This is a genomic window from Oceanobacillus sp. FSL W8-0428, assembly GCF_038004405.1.
In the GTDB taxonomy this organism is placed as follows: Bacteria; Bacillota; Bacilli; order Bacillales; family Amphibacillaceae; genus Oceanobacillus; species Oceanobacillus sojae.
The window spans coordinates 458,244-479,610 of sequence record NZ_JBBORB010000001.1; the positions used below are offsets into that span (position 1 = coordinate 458,244).

Consider the following 21,367-nt stretch of genomic DNA (forward strand, 5'->3'; position numbering starts at 1 on the left):
TCCCTCTTTTCTTAAATTTTACTTTGAAGTACTTGATCAAAATCATCAAATATTCTTTGCCCTAAATCAATCCCTTGTATCGTCGCTATTTGATAGGCAAAATATTGGAAAGGGATTACTAATAGCAATGGACTAATCTTCTCACTTACATCTAAATCTAAAGCCAGCTCATCTTCTCCTCCTGCACTTTGGGTAGAAATGACATAACATCGTTTCACATGCCTCTCCATATAGCCTCTTAGCGCTTTTGAGCGAGATAAAATAGCACTATCTGTTTCAACAAAAAATATACTGTGCGTTTCATTTGCTTCTAAATAAGGACCATGCATATAGGCCTCTAATTCAAATCCTTGAGATGGTTTTCGAACTGTTTCAGTAAATTTAGTTTCAAATTCTTTTGCTGTTCCCCAGTTTGGCCCATAACCAATCGCAAGAAATCGATTGCTTTCCTTTAATTCGGCTTTTTTATTCTCAAAGAATTTTGCTGTTTTATCTATAATTTTATTAATACTGTAAACAGCTTTACAAAGATTTTTTTTCTCTTTTTCCAGAACCTTTTCACCCATTCGATGAGATTGTGAAGCGATGGTTAGAGACAGTAACATCAAATTTAGGACAGTTGCTGAATAACCTTTCGTTACAAAACCAACTTTTTCAATTCCCATATTCAGATTAAGCGTGCGATTCGTAACCTTAGTAATTGGACTTTCACTATCACTAGTCAAAGTAATCGTCTTTATTTTTTGAGACTGCGTTATCTTTTCAACAGCATGAATCGTTGATGTACTTTTCCCGCTCTGTGAAACAGCAATAACTAAATCAAATTTAGGATCAACTTTGCCGTAATGCAAGAAATCAAATGGTTCTTGTATATCTATATACATATCTCCTGTAGACTCCATATAGTATTTTGCTGCAAGGGATGCGTTATAAGAAGATCCAGTTGCTAGAATAAGACAATGTGTAACATCTTTTAACTCCGGCAAATTAAAGTCAAATTCTTTTATTATTTTTTCCAAAGTTACTTGTTCTTCATAAATATAGTCAAGCATACTTACCATTTCATTTCCTCCTTAAAATATCCCAATCCAAGCGCCCAAGATACCAACTACAGCCATTCCTCCAATAATTGATAAAGGTTTCACTTCTTTCTTTAATAAATAGAAAACGATACCAAAAGCAGCTAATGGTAATAATTGAGGCATAATATCATCCAAAATGCTTTGAATCGTAACTGCCTCTTCCCCACTACCTATGGAAAGCGGAATAGTAATATCTATCATCGAAGCAGTCATTGCTCCAACAACTACTAATCCAATAATTGATGCTCCTAAAGTCAAGCTATCCATCATACCGTTACTTTGAATTTTCTTCAAAAAACCAGTGCCTAGTTTATACCCCCAACCTGTAAATAAATAACGTAATACAACGTGTGGAATGTTAAAAATTAATATGAATAAAATTGGACCTAATATATTTCCTTGTAATGCAAGTGAGGTTCCTACACCAGTTGCGATCAATCGTAATGTTCCCCAAAAGAACGAATCCCCTATTCCAGCCAGCGGTCCCATTAATGAAGTTTTTATACTATCAATCGCTTTTTCGTCGAATTTCTTATCTAAACGGTTTTCCTCTTCCATAGCTGCGTTAATTCCTAAAATCAGCGTTACAATATGAGGCGTTGTATTGAAAAATTCTAAATGTCGTTTTAAAGTGGAAGCCATTTCCTCTTTTGTCTGATAAAGTTTCCTCAGGATTGGAATCATTGCATAAACATAGGCCATATTCATTTGACGTTCATAATGCCAAGAAAACTCCATCTGAAAAGAACGCCAAAAAACTTTGTTTAAGTCTTTTTTTGTTATTAGTGATTTTTCTTTTGGATCAGAAGTCTTCATCATCAAGGACCTCCCCATCTGTTGTCTGAGCAGATTGCTCATTCTTTTTTGCAAAATTCATGATATTAACAATAATTACTGCTAAAATAGCTCCAAATATAGCAATTCCGGTAATAGGAATATCTAAGTAAGCTACAATAATAAACCCTAAAAAGAAATAAGGAGCGACACTTTTATTAATTAATAATCTCGCTAACATAGCGAATCCTAAAGCAGGAATAATCCCTGTAGCAACAGTTAGACCGGTTTGAACAAATTCTGGTATCACATTCAAAAATGACTGTACAGCATTATTTCCGATAGAATAAGAAATAGATACGATTAACGCCAACATGAGAGAAAGCCCGAATCCTGCAATTAAATGCATTCGTTCTACTCCTTTGTAATTTCCCATCTCTGCATAACTATCTGCTTTATGATTCATTGTAGGAATTACCAATCCTAAATAGATATTTTTTAAAATTAAAGTCAATGTAGCAATTGGCAACCCTAGTAATAGCGCTGTTTCAGTTCCTGCGCCTGCCGTAATAGCAAAAGCTGTTCCTAGTATTCCTCCAGTTACGACATCAGGTGGGATAGAAGCTCCAACTGAAAACGAACCTATAAAAGCCAGTTCTAAAGTGGCTCCCATTATGATACCTGTTTTAATATCTCCTAGTGCAATTCCAGTAAATAATCCTGTTACAATTGGGCGAGATAACAAAGAAGTTCCTAGTGCATATTCGGATTGAGCAATAAATGCTATAACCCCAAGAAGGACTGCTTGTAAAATCACTTAATTTCATCCTTTCTTTAAAAAGCGTCTAGCGCCTTAATTTTTTTATCCGATGGCACTTGTCTAATTTCCACCTCTACTCCGCTGTCTACTAATTCTTTAACCAGCTCTTCTTCTTCTTTAGTAATATTAATTGCCTTTGAAATATTTCTTGTACCTTCTCGAATTTTCATACCGCCTAAATTTATTTCTTGAATTTCTGGATAGGCTTTTGACAGCTTATATGCATCTTCTACAGATTCAACGACAATAAATAACTTATATTTATCCGTTACACCGCTTTGCAAAGCTTTAATAGAGTCGTTAATATTTTTTATGACTAATTTCACGCCTTGTGGCTTTGCTAATTTAATCGTCGTTTTTCTGATATCATTTTCTGGTACATCGTCATTTGCAACCAGAATGCAATCTGTACCCAGGCTCTGCGTCCAAGAAAATGCCACTTGTCCATGTAGTAGACGGTGATCTACTCGCAATAATTTAATCATTCTTATTTCCTCCCTTTTTAGAAATCCTCTTCTTCACTTTCCTTATGGATTGTTTCATTGCAAAATTGAATCATTTCCTTTGAGTTATTTAAAGAATCCTTGATTAATCCCGGAATGGATTTTGCTGTTGTAAATTGAGTTACAATTTCAATTAACCAAGGTAAATTCATTCCTGATGCAAGATAGAAATTTGGTGTATATATATATTTCAAAAATTCATTATTCACACTCCCCCCAAATATATCTGTGATAACGATTAATTCTTTACCCCGGTTTTCTCTCATTAATTTCTCAACTTCTGAAGCTAAGTCATAATTTGCTTTTACATAAGCATCCAGAGTGATAATATTACTGTTTTTACCGCAAATTAATTTTAAAGAGCTTAAAATTCCTGACGCAAACTTTCCGTGACTAGCCAAAACTAATTTTCTTTCCATCCTTTTTTCACCTCACTTACACTTATATAAAGCAAAAAGCGTGCCAACTTTAGTGGCACGCTTTGTTTACCTATTAAAAATCTTCGTTAACGATTGAAAAATCAAGTTTTTGAAAGAGAATATCATAAATATATTTTAATTCTGAATTTGGTATTTTGACACTGTAATCTTCTTCTATGACACTGAATGCTTCTTTTATTCTGACAAGCTGTTCTTCCCGACACTCTTCATCGATGTCATTTCCACTATAGATTTCAATTGGAACATTACGAATTAACCGTTCAATCAAACAACTGACATGCACATATAGAGCATGCTTTCTCTCATTTGAAATTTTTTGTCCAGTTAACTCCTCTAGTATTCGCATAAATAATTCGATTTCTGCCATTACCTTATCCGTGTCTAATATTGTTACAGAATCTATTACTTTTTCAAGTGAAAAGTTGCGGATTAATCGGTCGTTAAATTGTTCTGCCTGCTCATTATCTAGACTTTTCATTAGCCATTCTCTTAGATGCAGTGTACCTTCTCCAGAAATTAATTCTTCAAGAGATAAATAAGGAATATCCCGAATCATCGGGTTTGCAGTTCCTACAATTCCAACAACTTCATAAAGTGAAAAAACAGTCTCTTTTTCTTTTTGATCATGCAGTGTTTGATAATCGTAAGGAAGCACCTTTAGCGGACTATTTATTGGTAAACTTTTTTCAAGAAGGTTACTAATTTTTGTTGCTGTACCGATTCCGGTAAAGCATGTAGTCAATAACGCTTTATTTTTATTTTTTTGTGGATAAATTATCTTCCAGTCTGGTTGATTATCTTCAAATGAATGAACCGCTACTTCAGACAGGTTCATATTTTTCTGGATATTTTCCCCTATAGCTATTGCCAGAGGGGTGGTTATATTATTCATAATCATAACGGGAACGGATAATTGTTGTGGAAAATATTCATATATTGCTTTTAATGACCCCATATCCACCAAAATAACAAGGCCATTGCTCACATCATTTTTTTCAGTATAATCAACTATTTCCTCAGCGATTTTTTGTGGCGTAGTATCAATCGGCATATCAAACGATTCAAAAATGTTTTTACCTAATAAGCGATTGGCCACGTTAGCGATACTGCTTGCAGTTGCATAGCCATGGGCAACAATAATTGCTTTTGCAAAATTGGATTCCCGGGATAAACCTAATTGCCTGAAGTAAAGAGTCAGTAAAATTAAATCCATATCAAATACTTCAATATCCAACCTGGGTTTAATGATAGATAGCATTCTTTCTGTATACTGAAATAGCATAGGATATGCTTGAATGACTGCTTGCTTAAATTCTTTGATTAAAGTTTGTACTTCCACATCATCAGGCTGCCAGCGGACGGAACTTCTTTGGAATAAATAGTAACTAACGGCATAGACACTATTACCATTAAATATAATCTGATAAGAGGTCTCCATCTGTTTTAACGTATCACGCACATATTGAGTCATGAATAATAATAATTCGTGTTTCTTTTCTCGATCTGTTTCAAATATTAAAAAATCAAATAAATTTTCTACCTCATTTTTTATATCTTCACCAATAACTGTAATATTGGATCCCGACTTCTTAAAGCTGGCCAGTAAACGTTCGTATGTGCGAATAATTCGCAGCTCTTCAGGATTTTTTTTCGTTGATAAACTTTCTATACTTGTAGTTTCATCAATTTTTATATTTTCTTCCATAGCTGCATTCGTTTTCAAAGCAGCTTTTGCTAATAAATCAGGAGGTAAGTGATAAATAGTAATATAGATATTATTGGCATCTTTTTGCTCAGAAAATGCTTTTGCTACCGTTACTTTCACTACATTTTTCAGCTTACCGATATTCCCCTGATGAGGAGTAGTTTTTAATAAGTGCAAAACTTGACTGCTCACTAATAAGACTTTTTTAATTTTTGATCTTTCTTTTATTAAAAAATCATATATCATCTCTAAACGTTCATTTTGTGTTCGCTGCTCCAAAGGGGGTAATTCTATTTGAACAGGAATACGACGAATAAACGTGGACAAAAAGACACTATTTAAATCTTCGGTAGTTGCAAAGAATAATCTTGTATTGACCTTACGCGGATTATTCGTTTCACCCATTCGATAAATTATCCCTTGATCAAGATAGGTAAATAGTTTTTCCTGCCCCTCTGCGTTTAATCGGTGAACTTCATCTAAAAACAAAATCCCGCCATTTGCTTCTTCAAAAATACCTCTATGATCTTCATCTGCGCCCGTAAAAGCTCCCTTGACATGTCCAAATAAATGGCTAGTTAAAAGTTCAGGGTTATTAGCATACTGAGCACAATTTAAAGTAATCATTCGCGCATCTTCCTTAATTAAATCATTTGCTAAACAGAAGTGATAGACGATTTTCACCATATAGCTTTTACCTGTCCCGCTTTCTCCTGTCAATAACACTGGCAAGCCATTTTCCGGATAGTAAAGTGCTGTCTTTAATTGTTCTATACTCCTTGCCAAACTTGCATCACTTCCAATTAAAAATGAAAATATATCCTTCTTTTTTTGAAATAAAGGCTGCTCTTCTTTTAATTCATCTAAACTATGATATATACTTTTGGATAGCGTATAGAATTGTGTTTCAAAAGCATTCTTATGAAAAAAGTAAACCGGACGTGTATTTATTTTAATGACACTTCCCTGTTCATTTAATTGATTTAGATAGTGACTCACCGTATTTCTTTTTAAATTAAATTGCTCCCCTATTATCTTGGAAGTAAATATTTCACTAATATTGTCTAAATCTAAGAAAGCTGTCTGGTTTTCTAAGTAATTTATTAATTCTTCTTTAATCATACGCTCCACCTCCTCTTCATAATTAAACAAACGCTTACAAAAGTCAATATGCAGAGAATATTTGTATTAAAAGAGAGTATATGTATCATAAGTACTTTCCTCACGGGCGTTTTCAGCACCCGCTACTACAACATCCAACGGTACTGATATTTAGAAACCTGGCACTCCATCCTGTTGCCAAAGATTAATTTTCTCGTGCTGATTGCTATAAAGGTAGCTGCAATAAGTACAGCTAAAACAGGTGAAAATCTATCAAAGCTCCTTTTACAATATAATAGATACTATTAGCAATATCATTTTTAAGCGAGTGTTATCTATCTGCCAACTTAAACCAATACTCACCTAAAGACAATTAATCCAGTTATAGTCTAATAATTTATCTCAAACAATCAAATAAAAATTGTTCCACTCTTTACATCTCGACCACCCTATACCGCCTTCCTCTAAACGATACTTCAAACTCTTCCCCAACTTCATCCAATGAATAAATCTTCGAAATAAATCTATCTGGCTAAAGATTGTACAGACGAATTAGCCGCTCCAGTTATTTCAACTCCTGTACGGTGAATCCAATCTGGGTTTAGGGTCATCGTGGTAAAAGAAACTGTTCATGAAAAGTCTCCACTACTCTTCTTCGTGTGAATTTGAGGCAATTGTCACACCGAGCTCTTATGCTTCTTTTCTCTGAGCTGCATCCAGGGCATTGATAATCACTCTGCACCTTTGAAGTTTAGCAACTATCAGATAAAGCAGTCCCATTATGCCTGTTTCTATAATCAAAACATCGTTTCCAAGCTGGATTTTACTGCGTGTTACACCGCAAAAGTACCATGGTGGAACGGTATATCCTCTGCAAAGGCAAATACCTCTCTTGTATCTGCAATGATATATTTTCCAAGTCCTCCCTGGTCGTAATAGCCTCTTTCTCCCATCGCAAAAGAGCCGAATTCACTGCACAAATTCTCTTTCCTTTTTCTGCAGTAATAACATTTTCCACAGTTGTTGCATGTGCATACTTCACTTCTTCTTTATCGAGGCTATTGCCAACGATTGCTGACAGCTTTCCAAATTCTTTAAATACAGAGGAAGATGTTATTGGGATTGTTCGGGAGCAACCAGATGCTCATCATCCATGAAAAACTACCTCCTGTTACTTGTTAAATTCAAGTAAAGAGGTAATTCAGTTATAATAGAATGCAGTATATTATTTTTCGCTTACTTTATTTATTCTTATTTTGAGAAAATAATTTATTTGTTTTGAATGGGTTTGACAATATTATTCTAAATCAGCATTCCTTTCAAACATAGGTTCTGCCATTTCATTATGTTGTTTTATCAATTCTAGAATAATTGCATTATAGGTTAAGAAAGAAATTTGCTCAAATGAACTCCCTTCAGCTTGTGGTACCCTGATGTTTATATTAAGTATACAAAAATAATAGATGAAGTTCCTAAGGGGGACTTCATCTATTATTTTTAGTTTATTATATATTCCATACAAACTTAATTAATCTCTTATCTACTATTTTTCTCTTCCAGCCTTTTAAATCTATCAGCAATATTTTCAGGATAGTAACCAAGCTTCCCAGCTAATTCCTGTCCATCTCCAGACTCCCCAAAATGATTAATGGTCAACATATCTCCATCAGCTCCGACAAATTCTCTCCAGCCGATAGATGAACCCATCTCCACCGCTAAAATATTCTTAATCTCCTTAGGAAGAATTTCATTTTTGTAAGCATCATCCTGCTTTAAAAACAGCTCCCAGCTTGGCATACTAATTACATCAACATATACTTCTTCTTTCTCTAAAATTGCTTGAGCTTTTATTGCCAGTTCTACTTCGGAACCAGTTGCGATTATTTTGCCAGTCGCTTTTCCATTACCTTTGGATATAATATAAGCTCCTTTTTTCACACCCTCTTTATCTGCGGTTTCTAATACAGGTACGTCATGTCTGCCAAGAACAATCGCAGTCGGAGTCTCCTTAGAATGAATCGCAATTTCCCAGGCAGCCGCAGTTTCATTAGCATCTGCCGGTCTAATAACATTTAGATTCGGCATCGCTCTTAATGAAGCCAGGTGCTCTACCGGCTGATGGGTAGGCCCATCCTGCCCCAGCATGATGCTGTCATGCGTAAAAATATATATCAATGGCTTATTCATTATCGAAGACATTCGTATAGCTGAACGCATATAGTCAGAGAAAACCAGGAATGTACCGGTGTAAGGTTTAAGCCCTCCATGTAATGCCAATCCGTTAGCAATCGAAGCCATACCAAATTCACGAACACCATAATTTATATTTCTTCCGCTATAATCATTTCTGCTTATAAAATTACTTCCATTAATGGTTGTCTTATTGGAGGAAGCTAAATCAGCAGAGCCGCCTATTAATGGTATTTTATCAGCAATCGCGTTCAATACTTCTCCAGATGCAGAACGGGTTGCTACTTTTTCTTTTTCAAAATTTATATTTATTTCTTCTACTTCAAAGTTATTTTCCATTGACGCCAGAAATTCTTTAGACAGCTCTGGATATTCTCTTTGATACGCCTCTAATAAATTCCCCCATTCAGTTTCACTTGCTCTCCCATTTTCACAGATAGCAGAGAAATCTTTTTTTACTTCATCTGGAATATAAAAATCTTCCGTAAAATCCCATCCGTATGCTTTTCTAATCAAATCGGATTCTTCCGGGCCAACAGGATTACTGTGAATAGCTGCTGTTCCACTTTTATTGGGAGAGCCGAACCCGATAATTGTTTTTACTTCAATTAATGTTGGTTTATTTTTCTCCTCTTTCCCCGACTGTATAGCTTTTTCGATTTCGTTTATGTCATTTCCATCCTCCACGCGAATGACCTGCCATCCCATTGATTCATACTTTTTTTGGACATCCTCTGAATTGGTATCACTGAGATCACCATCAGAGCACACATCATTAGAATCATATAACACAATTAATTTCCCCAACCCTAAGTGCCCTGCCAGAGATACGGATTCCTGGGCTACACCTTCCATTAAGTCTCCATCACCACATATCGTATACGTGTAATGATCCACAATATCAAAATCCGGTTTATTATATTTCTCTGCCAAATGCGCCTCAGCAAGTGCCAGACCGATTGTCATAGCAAGCCCTTGTCCCAATGGCCCGGTGGTAGCTTCTACGCCAGGGGTTATATCAACCTCGGGATGACCTGGAGTGATACTTCCAAGTTTTCTAAAGGTTTTTAAATCATCAATTGAGACCTCATATCCGCTTAAATGCAGCAATGTATATAATAAAATAGAGCCATGGCCGGACGTTAGTACAAATCTGTCGCGATTATACCAATGCGGATTCTCTGGATTATGATTCATCACATTTTTAAAGAGTGTATATCCCATCGGTGCCGCTCCTAAAGGCATTCCTAAATGACCGTGATTGGCATTTTCCACACTATCAATCGCCAATGTTCTAATTGTAGCAACGGATAAATCTGATATCTTTTCTATTGTCTGTGTTCTCATTTATATCATCCTTTCAGTTTATAGCAAACCTAATATTAATTTTCCAATGTAATAGACTAATAATCCGACAATGGTAAAGTCTGTCTCTGGAAAAGCAGTTCCTACCAGACCGATATTTGCCATGATTGGATAGATTATTGCTGGTCCAATCGCAATCAGAATACCAACAACAAAGCTTCCTGCCATGGCGCCCTTCCAGCCTCCAGTTGCATTACCGAATACTCCAGCTGTCGCTCCTATGAAAAAGTATGGAACAGCAACAGGGATGATGACGGACATTTCGAGAATACCAAACAAAAACATGCATAATAGTCCACCTGCATAAGCAGATAAGAAGCCTATGACAGTTGCTGTTGGAGCAAAAGGAAATACAACTGGACAGTCCAGTGCCGGTTTTGCATTTGGTATCAATTTTTCAGAAATACCTACAAATGCATTCACTATCTCCCCTAACAGCATCCTTACACCAGTAATAATGACATACAGTGCAGCAGCAAACGTCAGCCCCTGGATTAACGGATATACCAGCCAATTGGTTCCTTCCGAAATTGTTTCAACAAATTGTGGCCCTGCGGCAAACGTAGCTACGTAAAAGAATATAATGATAGTGATACTGACACCGACGACATAGTCTTTAAACATAGAAAGCCATTTTGGCAGTTTTAAATTTTCTGTTGTATCCTCCGGTTTACCAACCTTAGATCCTACCCATCCGGAAATAGCGTAACCTACACTCACATAATGACCCAAAGCAATTTCATCATCACCTGTAATTTTTCTCATATACGGCTGAGCAATAGCCGGGAATAGGCAGGCTGCCAGTCCCAAAATAACTCCTCCAACCGCAACAATTGTAAAATTACTTGCATCCAGCGCTTTTAAGATAACCGTAAGCAATGCTGCAAAATAAAGGTTATGCTGCCCTGTCAAAAATATATATTTAAATGGAGTAATCCTGGCAAATAATAAATTGAACAGGAATCCAAACAGCATGACAAGCGAGACGACCGTTCCAAACCTGTCCTGTGCTAAAGCTGTAACTGCTTCAGCTAATGGCAAAACTCCATCCAGACCAAACCCTTCACCAAAAAGAGCCTGGAAACTGTCCAGAGACAAGACTGCTGCACCTGAACCAATTGAAAATATCAGGAATCCTACAATCGTTTTCAAAGTCCCTGTTAACGTTTCATCAAACGGCTTCTTTTGCAGAACAAGCCCAATAAAAGCCATTAACCCTACAAGAATTGCTGCAGTACCTAATAAATCAATGGCAAACGCCCTTAAAAGTTCCACTACGATTCACCCTCTCTTGAGTTACTCTTTTACTTCTTCCAGATACTTCTCAATTTTGCTTTTTATTTCTTCCTTATTCATTAAATTTTTAATTCCGATAACATATTTAACTTTGTCTTCTACGTCTGGTACTAAATCCTCCAGAGTTATCAATAAGTCTCCCGAAAACTGACTAACTGCGCTCATCGTGTCATGGGTAACGTTAAATGGAAAATTATTTTCCTTTACTACCTGACTTACCTTTATTTTCAACATCGTACTGCTTCCCATCCCTGTTCGGCATGCTACTAATATTTCTCTCATTACATTTCCAGCTCCTTTTCACATTTCTTTATAAAATCAACAACTTCTTTGGAATCAACAGAACGATCCAACTTGCTGTAAAACTCTTTCTTATCCAACAACTGAACCAGATTCGACATAGCTCTTAAATGCGTAGAGTTATCGACGGCACATAAACAAAATACATATTTTACGGGGTCATTTTCTTTGTTTCCAAATTTGATCGGCTTGGATAAAGTAATCATACTGATAGCCAGATCCTTTACCCCTTCTTCTGGCCTTGCATGTGGTAAAGCTACATTTTTTGTAATAACAATATATGATCCATTTCCTTCCGCTGAATCAATCATTGCTTGCACATAATTAGCAGATGCTTTATTATTGGCAATCAAAAGCTCGCCGCCTTTTCTAATCGCATCTCTCCAGTCAGTAGCTTCAATATTCAACTGAATGAGTGGTTCAGTCATAATATCGCTCAACATCGGAAGTCTCCTTTTCTTATCAAAGATTAAATAATTAGCAGTGATATTACTTAATGCTTTATTCAGGTTTAATGGATCCTTAATCTCGCTGTAATTACTAATAATTTTGGTCAGTTCTTTTACAATGGAACTATTATCAATACAAACACTTTTATTACTCCACCTGTAGAAATTTTTTACCAGATTTTCCTTTTCAATATCCGTCATCACGGGACTGGCAATAAAAACAGGCTTGGAGCTTTTTATTAACCTTGTAGAAAAAATAACATCTACATTATCGCTGATAGTCTCCAGTTCATTAAGTGAGAATGGTTGAAGAAACTTAATTTCTGGAAAAAGATTAGTCAGCTCATTATAGAGAATCAGCGATAACCCTGTTCCGTTTGGGCATACAACCGCTGCTGTATACGCATATATTTTTTTCGTTTTCTTATCTTTCATCAGTGTTGCGAAATGTATCGTTAAATAGGCTATTTCATCGTCAGATACCATTTTTCCATTGGGCAGATAAGAAGATTCAAACAAATCTTTTAATATTTTGAATAAAAAGCTATACTGCTCTTGAATTTTTCTCTTTAATGGATTGATTATCGGATATTGAAATAAGATACGATAATACGCCGGCCTTAAATGATAATAAATCTGTTTGAAGGCGCTTTCTTTATCTCCAATATCTATCCCATAGGTTGTTTCCAACTTAGTAATAATCTCAAATAAAAAATCCTTCAGCAAATAGTAATCGTTCGTTTTTTGACTTATTTGAACAGAAGAAAAAGATAGCATTAAGGATGTAAGAAATGCTGCATAATCCTCTTGGTTCTCATGAATAAAGTTCAGATTGGATAAAATCTCCCGGGCAATTTTATATTCATCATAACGATGAAATTCAAATTGGTTATCCATTTCAATCCACTTTTGCGTATTATTTTTCCTAATAAAAACAAAAGCGATGATATAACATATTTCCAAAAAATTATTATCAGACAGAATGATTTGATACTCTTGAAAATACCTGCTGCAAACACAAGTAATCTCTTCAAATATCTCCTCATCTAAAACAAAATCCAGAAGTTCTCTATTCGTCCCTTTAAAAATAATTTCTACAATGAACATGATAAGAACATTTCGTATATCTTGTTCATTTCCGTTAATGTAATAACCATTTTTTCTGGAATAGGAAATCTCCAAAAAGTATTCTTTCAGGTTAGCGGATAATTTTTTTAGATCATCATTTACTGTACCTCTGCTTACATCCACGACGTCTATTAAATGCAGCAGAGAAATCTCTTCATTTTGCATAAATAAATAGAAAAAAATGATACGTTTTCTTTCTTCTTCATTTAAAGTGCCCTTTATATCCTTTTTTTCTAAAATGCTCAATATTTCATTCGCATCTCCAGGAAAACTCAAGCCTTTTTGCTGATCCTTCTTGATTTCTTGTAAATTATTCGTTTTCAGCCAATAATTGATTTTCTCTAAATCATAAGCAATTTTCCTCCTTGTCAATGAGGTTCTTAATTCCAGTTCTTTAATTGTAATCTTGGGGTTGCCTAAAATGGTTTCCATAATGTCAATTGACCTTCGCTCGAGCATTAAGCATCCCTCCTAATTTCATGTTATTATCAACCGCTTTCATTTACAATTACATTTCCGTTCAATGTTTGTACGCGTGATGAACAAAAACTATATTTATTAAATGACATAATTCATAATGAAGAACGTTATTAAGGTAAATGAAATAGCCTGAGACCGTTAGAATGAATCTATCGGTTTCAGGCTATTACGCAAGTTTTTTATTGTTTACATTACTTCTTTCCCCAAAAATTTTTATCATATTTGTTACTTACTTTATAATTACAGCTAACCTTTAAATGGCTTTCTATTCTACTCTACTGTACTTAAATATTTCGCACAAACTATTGATTGTTCAATATCATCTGCTATGGTCATAATGAAACGCAAGCTTTTTATTCAAAAGATACGGGCGCAGGTAAGCAACCGTACTGCATAACGGTAAAACATTTTCGCTTAGATTGATTCCAAGTATCTCTTTTATATACTTTTGCCTTTTAATGATTCTTTCCCAAAGTGCTGGATATTCGTCTCTAATCTCCTGCTTTAACGACTCATCAGCTAGAGCTACAGTGCTTTCAACCGAGACCCCGTCATATCCCGCAACACGAGGGATAATATCTGTCTGAAAAATCATTCCGCTTTTGATTAATTCATCTGAATTCTTATATATAGGTGATGATAGCCATTCTTCATCTGCTGTCAAATGCCCCGGGCATAATCCCCAATGATATTCTTCCTGCGGCAATACCTGATTAACCAAATTATACAATTCTCCACCTGTCATCCCAACTTGAATATTCTCCAGCCAGGCTGTAATTGCGGTATAATATGGCGCTGCCAAGTCTTCCACATAATCTTTTTTGCTATCTGGCAATTCAGAGCTATCCATTACAGCATACCCGGATCTGCTTGATAATCCTCCCTTGTACCCTACTGTTAAAGAGATTGCATCTCCTAACTTTACCTTTTCTTGAGTTGGATATAAATTACCATTTTCGAACCTTTTACCTGTTGATGCGATTGTTACGACATTATTTCGTTGACCGTAAGCATTGAGCTCATTTCCTAATTGCATCTCAGAAATACCAACTTCCAGTTTATCCATGGTACGTAAAACACAATCTGAAGCCAGCGATGCTCCAAATTCATAATGTGCAATTTCATTAGCACTATTAACCCTTCGTACGCCCCGTTCCCCGGCAATGAATATATCTGTTTTATTAATGACGGAACCTTCCTTTTCAATAATTTCCCGTACAGCATCTACAATAAAAGAAGGGATATCAAATAAAGTTTGGTTATCCTCAACACTGCTGGTAAAATGCTTCCATCCTGCCATTCCAATTTTCATTGCCTTCTTCATTCCAGCTTCCTGAAGAGCACTTGAAATGGTATTGTGAGGTTCCATAGGCTGGTTAGGCAAGGAAAAGTGTGGACAGTGAATTCCCTGCGCCGAAATTCTTGAATATTGTACTTTATTATAGTTTTCATTTCCCAAAATCAGAAAAGCATCTCCGTTAGAATGAAGGACCAGTAAAGCCTCTTCAAATCTGGGAATAAAACCAACTAAATATTCAAAATTTCCGCCATGTTCCACATCTGCATAAATCAGTAATGCATCCAAATCATTCCGCTGCATCTCTTGTAAAACCTTTTCTCTTCGCAGCTGCATCGTTTTATCATCTATCATTATCGGTGTTTCTGTGCAATCAGGAGCGGGGGCATCCATTTCTATCAATTGCGCATTTTTATAATTATATTGCTGTGTCATATTCCTTCCCTCCAATTTATATGTGTTTCCAATTATTCTACTCGATAATTGAAGAAATAGACACTTATTCTATTAATCTTTTAAAAACGGAGATTATCTTATTCCTTAACAGCATATTCAGTTTTTCCTAAATATTATATAGGACGCATCACATACACCTGAAACAAGTAGAGTTATCAAAACAATGAACTTCAACAATACCCTCCCTCCATAGTTTCAGTCATTACTTTTACCGAGTATTTATAACCTTTGCCATTCATTTACTTTTGTTGAATGACAAATCAGCTAAGAATCATTGTCTTCCCAATAACATAACAGCCCAATGTTCTATTAATTTAAGAAAATTTTACAAAAACATTACTAATATGTTACATTATTTATAATAGTTACTATTTAATAAAAAATTTTATAAAGTGAGTATTGCTTTATAAACGAATGCTTTTTTAATACGTATTAAAAAGAGAGGAAGTGAAAAGAAAGCGCTTAATACATACCTGCTGCTTTGTTCCTTTTATTTTGGTAAAACTCTATTGCTTTTACCGCAGATGCCCTGCAAGAAATAACATATCAAGCTACATCTATTTTTTGGTTAGTGCGTACTTACAAATATAAATTAATCGATAAATACCGCTGATCCGTAAACTATTTGCTGATAGTCATAACATTACATAATTAAATACACTGGACTTTTAATGGAGGTATAACTATGGGTACTCTAATCGTGTTATCAATGCTTTTTGTATTATCAGGCTTAGCTATCTATACTTTATCGCATCCACCATCCAAAGGGAAAATGAAGAAAAAGTTTCTCCCCGTATTAGCGTTTGCTATACTTTTCACGCTTTTAAGCGGGTGTGGTACGGATGGCGCTAATAATGCTGCAGATTTAGATAAAGAAATAGAAAAGAATGAGGAATTAACTGCTGAAATTGAAGAATTAGAAAATGCAAATTCCACCCTTCAAGAAGAATATGATGATTTACAAAGTCAGGTTGACGAATTAAAAGAGGAAAATGAAAAGTTAGAAGATTACGAGTCAATTAAAGAAGAAAATGAAACTCTGTCTGAGCAAATTACTGCACTCAAAGAAGAAAACGAGAAGCTAGAAGACTATGAGGCAGTTAAGGAAGAAAATGAATCACTTTCCGAGGATATTACTACATTAAAAGAAAGCAATAGTGAATTACAACAGCAGCTGGAAGCAAGTCAAGAAGCTGGCAGTTCCAGTAATTCCACTGCAGACGCTTCAGAGACCTCTGAAGAAGACTCTGCTGATGACAGTACATCGCAGGCAGCTGAAGGTGATTGTAACATTAAAGGAAGTAAATCCGGAATCTACCATACGCCTGGCAGCACCTACTATGATCGAACAACAAATGTCGTTGAATGGTTTTGTTCAGAATCAGAAGCTCAAGATGCTGGATATAGAGCGCCAAAAAATTAAATTGAATAAGAAAAACCTGCAATATAAGAACATCTAAATAATTGATTTAAAGGTCACATCAGGTAAAAAGACACCTCTCCTCTTTGGTATAAATGATTTGTCTGGAATCAAAACCAAAACAGAAGAGGTGTCTTTTTATGGCAGCGAATGAAGATCTAAAACAATCACTATCTACATTCCTTACACCATCAATTCAACACATAACCCGCATCCACATAGAGATTCTGTCCTGTAACATTTTTTGCGTAATCGGAACAAAAGAATACACAGGATTTTGCTACATCATCATCTGTCGGGAAGCGGCGGAGAGCCATTTTATCCTTAACTGGCTTTGTTACTTCCTCCAGGGTAAGACCATACTGATCTGCCTGTGCCTGAAATGCGGATTCTAATACAGGGCCCCATTTGAATCCCGGTGCAATATTATTTACTCTGATTCCTAAAGGCCCCAGCTCTTTCGATAAATAATGCGTTGCTGTTCGCAATGCACCTTTTCCAATGCCATAGCTCATTTGTAGAAAGTCTTCACTTGGGATAGCCGCAGATGCTGAACCGATTAATACCACTGCTCCGCCCTCATCTTCTTTTAAGTAAGGAACAGCTTCTTGTACTAATTGCAGTGTACCTTTGATATTAATTTCCGAAACCTTGTCCCAATCCGCTAAATTATTATCCAATAATCCGCCCATTGTATTATCGTAGGCAGCAACCTGAATTACTCCGTCAAGACGGTTAAATTTTTCATAACCAGCTTTTATTAAATCTGCATTACTCTGTTTATCTGCTAAATTAAGATGCTGTGCAAATGTTCGTTTTCCTGATGGATCGAGCTCTTGCTGTATTTCCTTCAATTGATCCTCTATTAAATCTCCCATAATAACAGATCCGCCCTCATCAAGAATATTTCTGGCGACATCCCTCCCCAATCCACGGCCCACACCAGCAACTAAAATTACTCTATCATTTAGTAATCCCATTACTATCCCACCTTTTTAAATGTATTATTATGGATTCTCTTATACATCAATCTATAAATGATAATGCTTTACCGCAATTTCACTCAGCCCCGCATCTTCAAGTGCTGACAGCGGTGCTAAAAATGTAACTGTCACAACCCCAGGATTGCGCCCAATATCAATAGACCCTGTAACAGTCGCGCGGTTCATAACTTCTGGAACACTCATCCCAAGTACGGAAGCTGCGCGCGTTAAACCATTATCCGTCGCTTCATTTAAATCTGCGCCAGTTCCAATAAATGATACAGGAGCAGTCTCCTCAATTTCTTCAAAACCATATGCTTTAGCAACCTTTAAAGCTTCAGACTTTTCCCGTTCAGATAACGGCTTTGCATTATATGGAAGATCCTCCTCAACCGGCAGTAAAATAGGCCCGTCAATCTTAATTCCTTTTAGCAATTTTATTTTTAACGTAGCAATTCCAGAAACATCCGTTGTATGCCCGGCAATTTCGCCATTTCCCTGCATCGCATGCATATCTCCAAGATAAATGCCGCCGCCTTCCGTTTTTACAGGACAAATTAAAACTGCCCCTTCCCGAACCCGATTAATATCCATGTGTCCATCTGTACGCTCTTCCAGCTGTTCTTGCGTTATACCGTAATCATGGGGAGCATCCAGTAAAAATTGACCAAAGTCTCCTGCATTATGAGAATCCGGCATAGCCCTGGCCGGTGTTGTTCCAATTTGTCCTAAAAAAGGACGTACCCTGGCGACCATGCCTACAATGTCATGAGGAGCCACAGATACGATTGGATTTTGCACAGAATGCTCAGGTGTGCACATGTTTTTACGTCCGTCTTTTCCTGCTGCTTCAGCTGCTTCTTTTGGCAGAGTAACTCCTATTGTTCTATCATCATCAAAAGCAATGGTGTATCCGTTCGTGAACTGAAAAGGAGTAACTGCTGCTCCGCAATTTGAACATCGTACTGCTTCTAATCCGACATCTGCTATAACCGTATCCGGGTTCACGATTCCACATTCAGGGCACTTCGCGTCCACAAATGGATCGGAAATAAAATGACCTTCTACAGTGCGGTCATTACCGGAAGCAGTAACCATAGATGTTACTTGAATAGAAGAAATATGAATAGCAACTGCATCCCCAACCTCTGCTCCTTCAACATAAACCGGCTGTGTCACTTCATGCCCGCCTTGAAGAGATGGCGTAATCATCGGCCCCCAGCATCCAGGTGCTGTATTAGCAATAATATATCCGCCGTCCTTTACAGGTCCAAGCATTGCTTTTTCTGGATCCAGAATTCCATCCGTAAACGTATTCACATAGACAATCTGCTTTGCTGGCTCATTTTTCATTTTGATCTCCTCCTTAATTATATTGTAAGCATTTTCATAAAATTGCACAAAGGAATAACTTCATATTATTATAACTCAGTTAACTATATTGTATAATAAATTCGTAATCGGGTTTGTTAAAGTCTCTGCTTCTTTATCTTCCCTCCATTCCTTCCTCTTTAAGTAACTCATTTCCTCTACCTAACGGAAAAAGACTCCCTGTGCACCTTTAGATTCGTTAACTAAAATAAAATTAGGGGGATACAAAATGTCCTTACACTTAACTTTAAGAATGGCAGAAATAATTAAGATACTCTCTTCAGCAAATGAGTTTATCACAAGTGATACGCTCGCATTGAAATTGGGGGTGACATCAAGAACGATACGTGAAGATATCAAAACAATAAATTATAAAATGAAAGAATTCAAAACAGAAATTGTATCCAAAAAGAGTAAAGGCTATAAAATAACTGCCGAATCTGAAGACCAGTTTAAAAAATTACTTTATGAAGTCGAAGCAGAAAATGCTCTATTTAATAATACGTCCGTTACTGTCACACCTGAGGATAGAGTACAATTCATTATCAAAAGACTTTTATATTCTAATAAAAGCATAAAAATTGAATCATTTATGGATGAGTTGTATGTAAGTGAATCAACGATTAAGAATGATTTGAAGAGAATAAAACAGGTTTTAAACAGCTATAACATTAAAATAGTTAAAGACCATCAGGGAATTAAAGCAGATGGAAATGAAGTTAATAAACGATTCTGCATTTCTGATTACTTTATACACAGTGAAGAATTTGATAACCGTTTGATTCTTAAACTCGTCAATAGCTTTGGTTATTACTTCTTTGAGGATGATATAGATAAAATTAAAAAAATAATCCTCGATGAATTAAATAGAAATGATATGGAGGTCATGGATGATACCTTAAATAAAATCGTCATCCATATCATGATTGCTATCGGCAGAATTAAAAGCGGCCAGCATATCAGCTCTATCAACCATATAGAATTTCTCAAAAAGGAGAATGAATACAGAATAGCTGAAAAGATTAATAAATCTATTGAAACACTTTATGATATCCAGAATCCTGAACAGGAAATTGAGTATGTTGCTTTACATTTAGTTGGCAATAGATTAGGTAAAAAAGGAGAAATATCTTTTCCAAATCTGAAATTATATTTAGGCAAAGAAATCTTCCAATTAACGATGGAGATCATGGAACAAACGAAAATTGGCTTGAAGGGCCTGCATATCGACGAGGATGAAGAATTATTTTATAGTCTCGGTCTGCACTTGAAGCAATTAGTAACAAGACTCACTTTTAATATGAATATCAGAAATCCGATGATTGATGAAATTAAAATTAAATATCCTCTTGCGTTTGAAACAGGTGTTATTGCAGCACATTGTGTAGAAAAAGCTACAGGTTTCCAGGTAAATCAAAATGAAATCGGTTTTTTAGCTTTACATTTGGGGGCTGCTATTGAAAGACAACGGATAAAATATGTTTCCAAGAAGAAAATCGCGTTAGTATGTGCTTCAGGGATGGCAACGTCAGAGCTGCTTCTAACAAAGCTGTCTCACGTTTTGGGTAACAGCTATAACCTTACCGGCGTATATGCTCTGCATCAATTGGATGAACTTTTGAAGCAAAAACCCGACTTTATTTTGACGACTGTTCCCATTGAAAGGCATCTGGAAATACCGGTTGTACATGTACCGTCTATTTTGGATGATAAGGATATTATAAAAGTACAGAATACATTAAAGGAAATGCATAACAAAAATAAAGTCATCCAACCATTTTTTCGCAGAGAACTATTTTTCCAGAATTTAAAACCAGAAACAAAAATGGAGATGCTGGAAACAATGACAGAGGCGATGATTCACCAGGGTTATATAGAAAAAGAAACCCGGGATTCTATTATGGAACGTGAACGAATATCTCCAACCTCCATTGGAAATATGGTCGCCATTCCCCACCCGCTGCATATGCTTTCCAGCCAATCATTTATCTGCACTGCAGTATTGGAGAAACCATTAAAATGGTCAGAGGCAGAGGAAGTCCAATTAGTGATGATTATCGTTTTGGAAAAAAGACTCCAGACAAAATTTCAGGAGATATTCGAATCTTTGTATGAAATTATTCAGTCACCTGATAATGTAAAAAAACTATGTTTATCTAAAAATTATGACGCATTCTTAGACATTATTGAGTCTATTTAGTTAGGAG

15 protein-coding genes and 1 pseudogene are annotated in these 21,367 nt (G+C 35.9%); 2 read left to right on the forward strand and 14 right to left on the reverse strand.

The window, feature by feature from the left end:
• Nucleotides 1-11: 11 nt before the first annotated feature.
• The 12 genes and pseudogenes from MKY30_RS02030 to MKY30_RS02085 form a co-directional block, all read right to left on the reverse strand.
• Nucleotides 12-1,061 (reverse strand): SIS domain-containing protein, encoded by a 1,050-nt coding sequence (locus tag MKY30_RS02030; protein WP_341082646.1) that lies wholly within the window; start codon nucleotides 1,059-1,061, stop codon nucleotides 12-14.
• 12 nt (nucleotides 1,062-1,073) lie between these two features.
• Nucleotides 1,074-1,904 (reverse strand): PTS system mannose/fructose/sorbose family transporter subunit IID, encoded by an 831-nt coding sequence (locus MKY30_RS02035; RefSeq protein WP_445667706.1) that lies wholly within the window; start codon nucleotides 1,902-1,904, stop codon nucleotides 1,074-1,076.
• A complete protein-coding gene (locus MKY30_RS02040; RefSeq protein ID WP_341082649.1) occupies nucleotides 1,885-2,673 on the reverse strand; it encodes a PTS mannose/fructose/sorbose/N-acetylgalactosamine transporter subunit IIC in 789 nt (262 codons plus the stop codon). The genes MKY30_RS02035 and MKY30_RS02040 overlap by 20 nt, the downstream gene beginning before the upstream one ends.
• Before the next feature lie 17 nt (nucleotides 2,674-2,690).
• Nucleotides 2,691-3,161 carry a PTS sugar transporter subunit IIB gene (locus tag MKY30_RS02045; protein ID WP_339283043.1) on the reverse strand — a complete coding sequence of 157 codons (471 nt, stop codon included), beginning with the start codon at nucleotides 3,159-3,161 and terminating at the stop codon, nucleotides 2,691-2,693.
• Nucleotides 3,162-3,178: 17 nt separating this feature from the next.
• Nucleotides 3,179-3,598: a PTS sugar transporter subunit IIA gene (locus MKY30_RS02050; protein ID WP_341082650.1), complete on the reverse strand. Its 420-nt coding sequence runs from the start codon at nucleotides 3,596-3,598 to the stop codon at nucleotides 3,179-3,181.
• A gap of 73 nt (nucleotides 3,599-3,671) precedes the next feature.
• Nucleotides 3,672-6,446, reverse strand: a complete 2,775-nt coding sequence (locus MKY30_RS02055) for a sigma 54-interacting transcriptional regulator (protein WP_341082651.1) — start codon at nucleotides 6,444-6,446, stop codon at nucleotides 3,672-3,674.
• A gap of 812 nt (nucleotides 6,447-7,258) precedes the next feature.
• A pseudogene (locus MKY30_RS02060) lies at nucleotides 7,259-7,453 on the reverse strand (hypothetical protein); the annotation flags it as partial.
• Nucleotides 7,454-7,961: 508 nt separating this feature from the next.
• Complete coding sequence (gene tkt / locus MKY30_RS02065) at nucleotides 7,962-9,962, reverse strand: transketolase (RefSeq protein WP_341082652.1); 2,001 nt, start codon at nucleotides 9,960-9,962, stop codon at nucleotides 7,962-7,964.
• An 18-nt stretch (nucleotides 9,963-9,980) separates the two neighbouring features.
• Complete coding sequence (locus MKY30_RS02070) at nucleotides 9,981-11,255, reverse strand: PTS ascorbate transporter subunit IIC (RefSeq protein WP_341082653.1); 1,275 nt, start codon at nucleotides 11,253-11,255, stop codon at nucleotides 9,981-9,983.
• A gap of 21 nt (nucleotides 11,256-11,276) precedes the next feature.
• The gene (locus tag MKY30_RS02075) at nucleotides 11,277-11,558 is read right to left on the reverse strand and encodes a PTS sugar transporter subunit IIB (protein WP_077601624.1); all 282 of its coding nucleotides are present in this window, start codon (nucleotides 11,556-11,558) and stop codon (nucleotides 11,277-11,279) included.
• Entirely contained in the window at nucleotides 11,558-13,612 is a 2,055-nt protein-coding gene (locus MKY30_RS02080) for a BglG family transcription antiterminator (RefSeq protein WP_341082654.1), read from the reverse strand. Before MKY30_RS02080 ends, MKY30_RS02075 begins: the two co-directional genes overlap by 1 nt.
• Nucleotides 13,613-13,952: 340 nt before the next feature.
• On the reverse strand, nucleotides 13,953-15,365 hold the full coding sequence (locus MKY30_RS02085; RefSeq protein WP_341082656.1) for a M24 family metallopeptidase: 1,413 nt from the start codon (nucleotides 15,363-15,365) through the stop codon (nucleotides 13,953-13,955).
• Between the two features lie 706 nt (nucleotides 15,366-16,071).
• Between MKY30_RS02085 and MKY30_RS02090 the strand changes: the two genes are divergently transcribed.
• Nucleotides 16,072-16,809, forward strand: a complete 738-nt coding sequence (locus tag MKY30_RS02090) for a sunset domain-containing protein (protein WP_341082658.1) — start codon at nucleotides 16,072-16,074, stop codon at nucleotides 16,807-16,809.
• A gap of 188 nt (nucleotides 16,810-16,997) precedes the next feature.
• Here MKY30_RS02090 and MKY30_RS02095 read toward each other — a convergent pair whose 3' ends face one another.
• Nucleotides 16,998-17,786 carry an SDR family oxidoreductase gene (locus MKY30_RS02095; protein ID WP_341082660.1) on the reverse strand — a complete coding sequence of 263 codons (789 nt, stop codon included), beginning with the start codon at nucleotides 17,784-17,786 and terminating at the stop codon, nucleotides 16,998-17,000.
• Nucleotides 17,787-17,837: 51 nt separating this feature from the next.
• Nucleotides 17,838-19,142: an acetamidase/formamidase family protein gene (locus MKY30_RS02100; protein WP_341082661.1), complete on the reverse strand. Its 1,305-nt coding sequence runs from the start codon at nucleotides 19,140-19,142 to the stop codon at nucleotides 17,838-17,840.
• 247 nt (nucleotides 19,143-19,389) lie between these two features.
• Between MKY30_RS02100 and MKY30_RS02105 the strand changes: the two genes are divergently transcribed.
• Nucleotides 19,390-21,360 carry a BglG family transcription antiterminator gene (locus tag MKY30_RS02105; protein WP_341082663.1) on the forward strand — a complete coding sequence of 657 codons (1,971 nt, stop codon included), beginning with the start codon at nucleotides 19,390-19,392 and terminating at the stop codon, nucleotides 21,358-21,360.
• The last annotated feature ends 7 nt before the right edge of the window (nucleotides 21,361-21,367 follow it).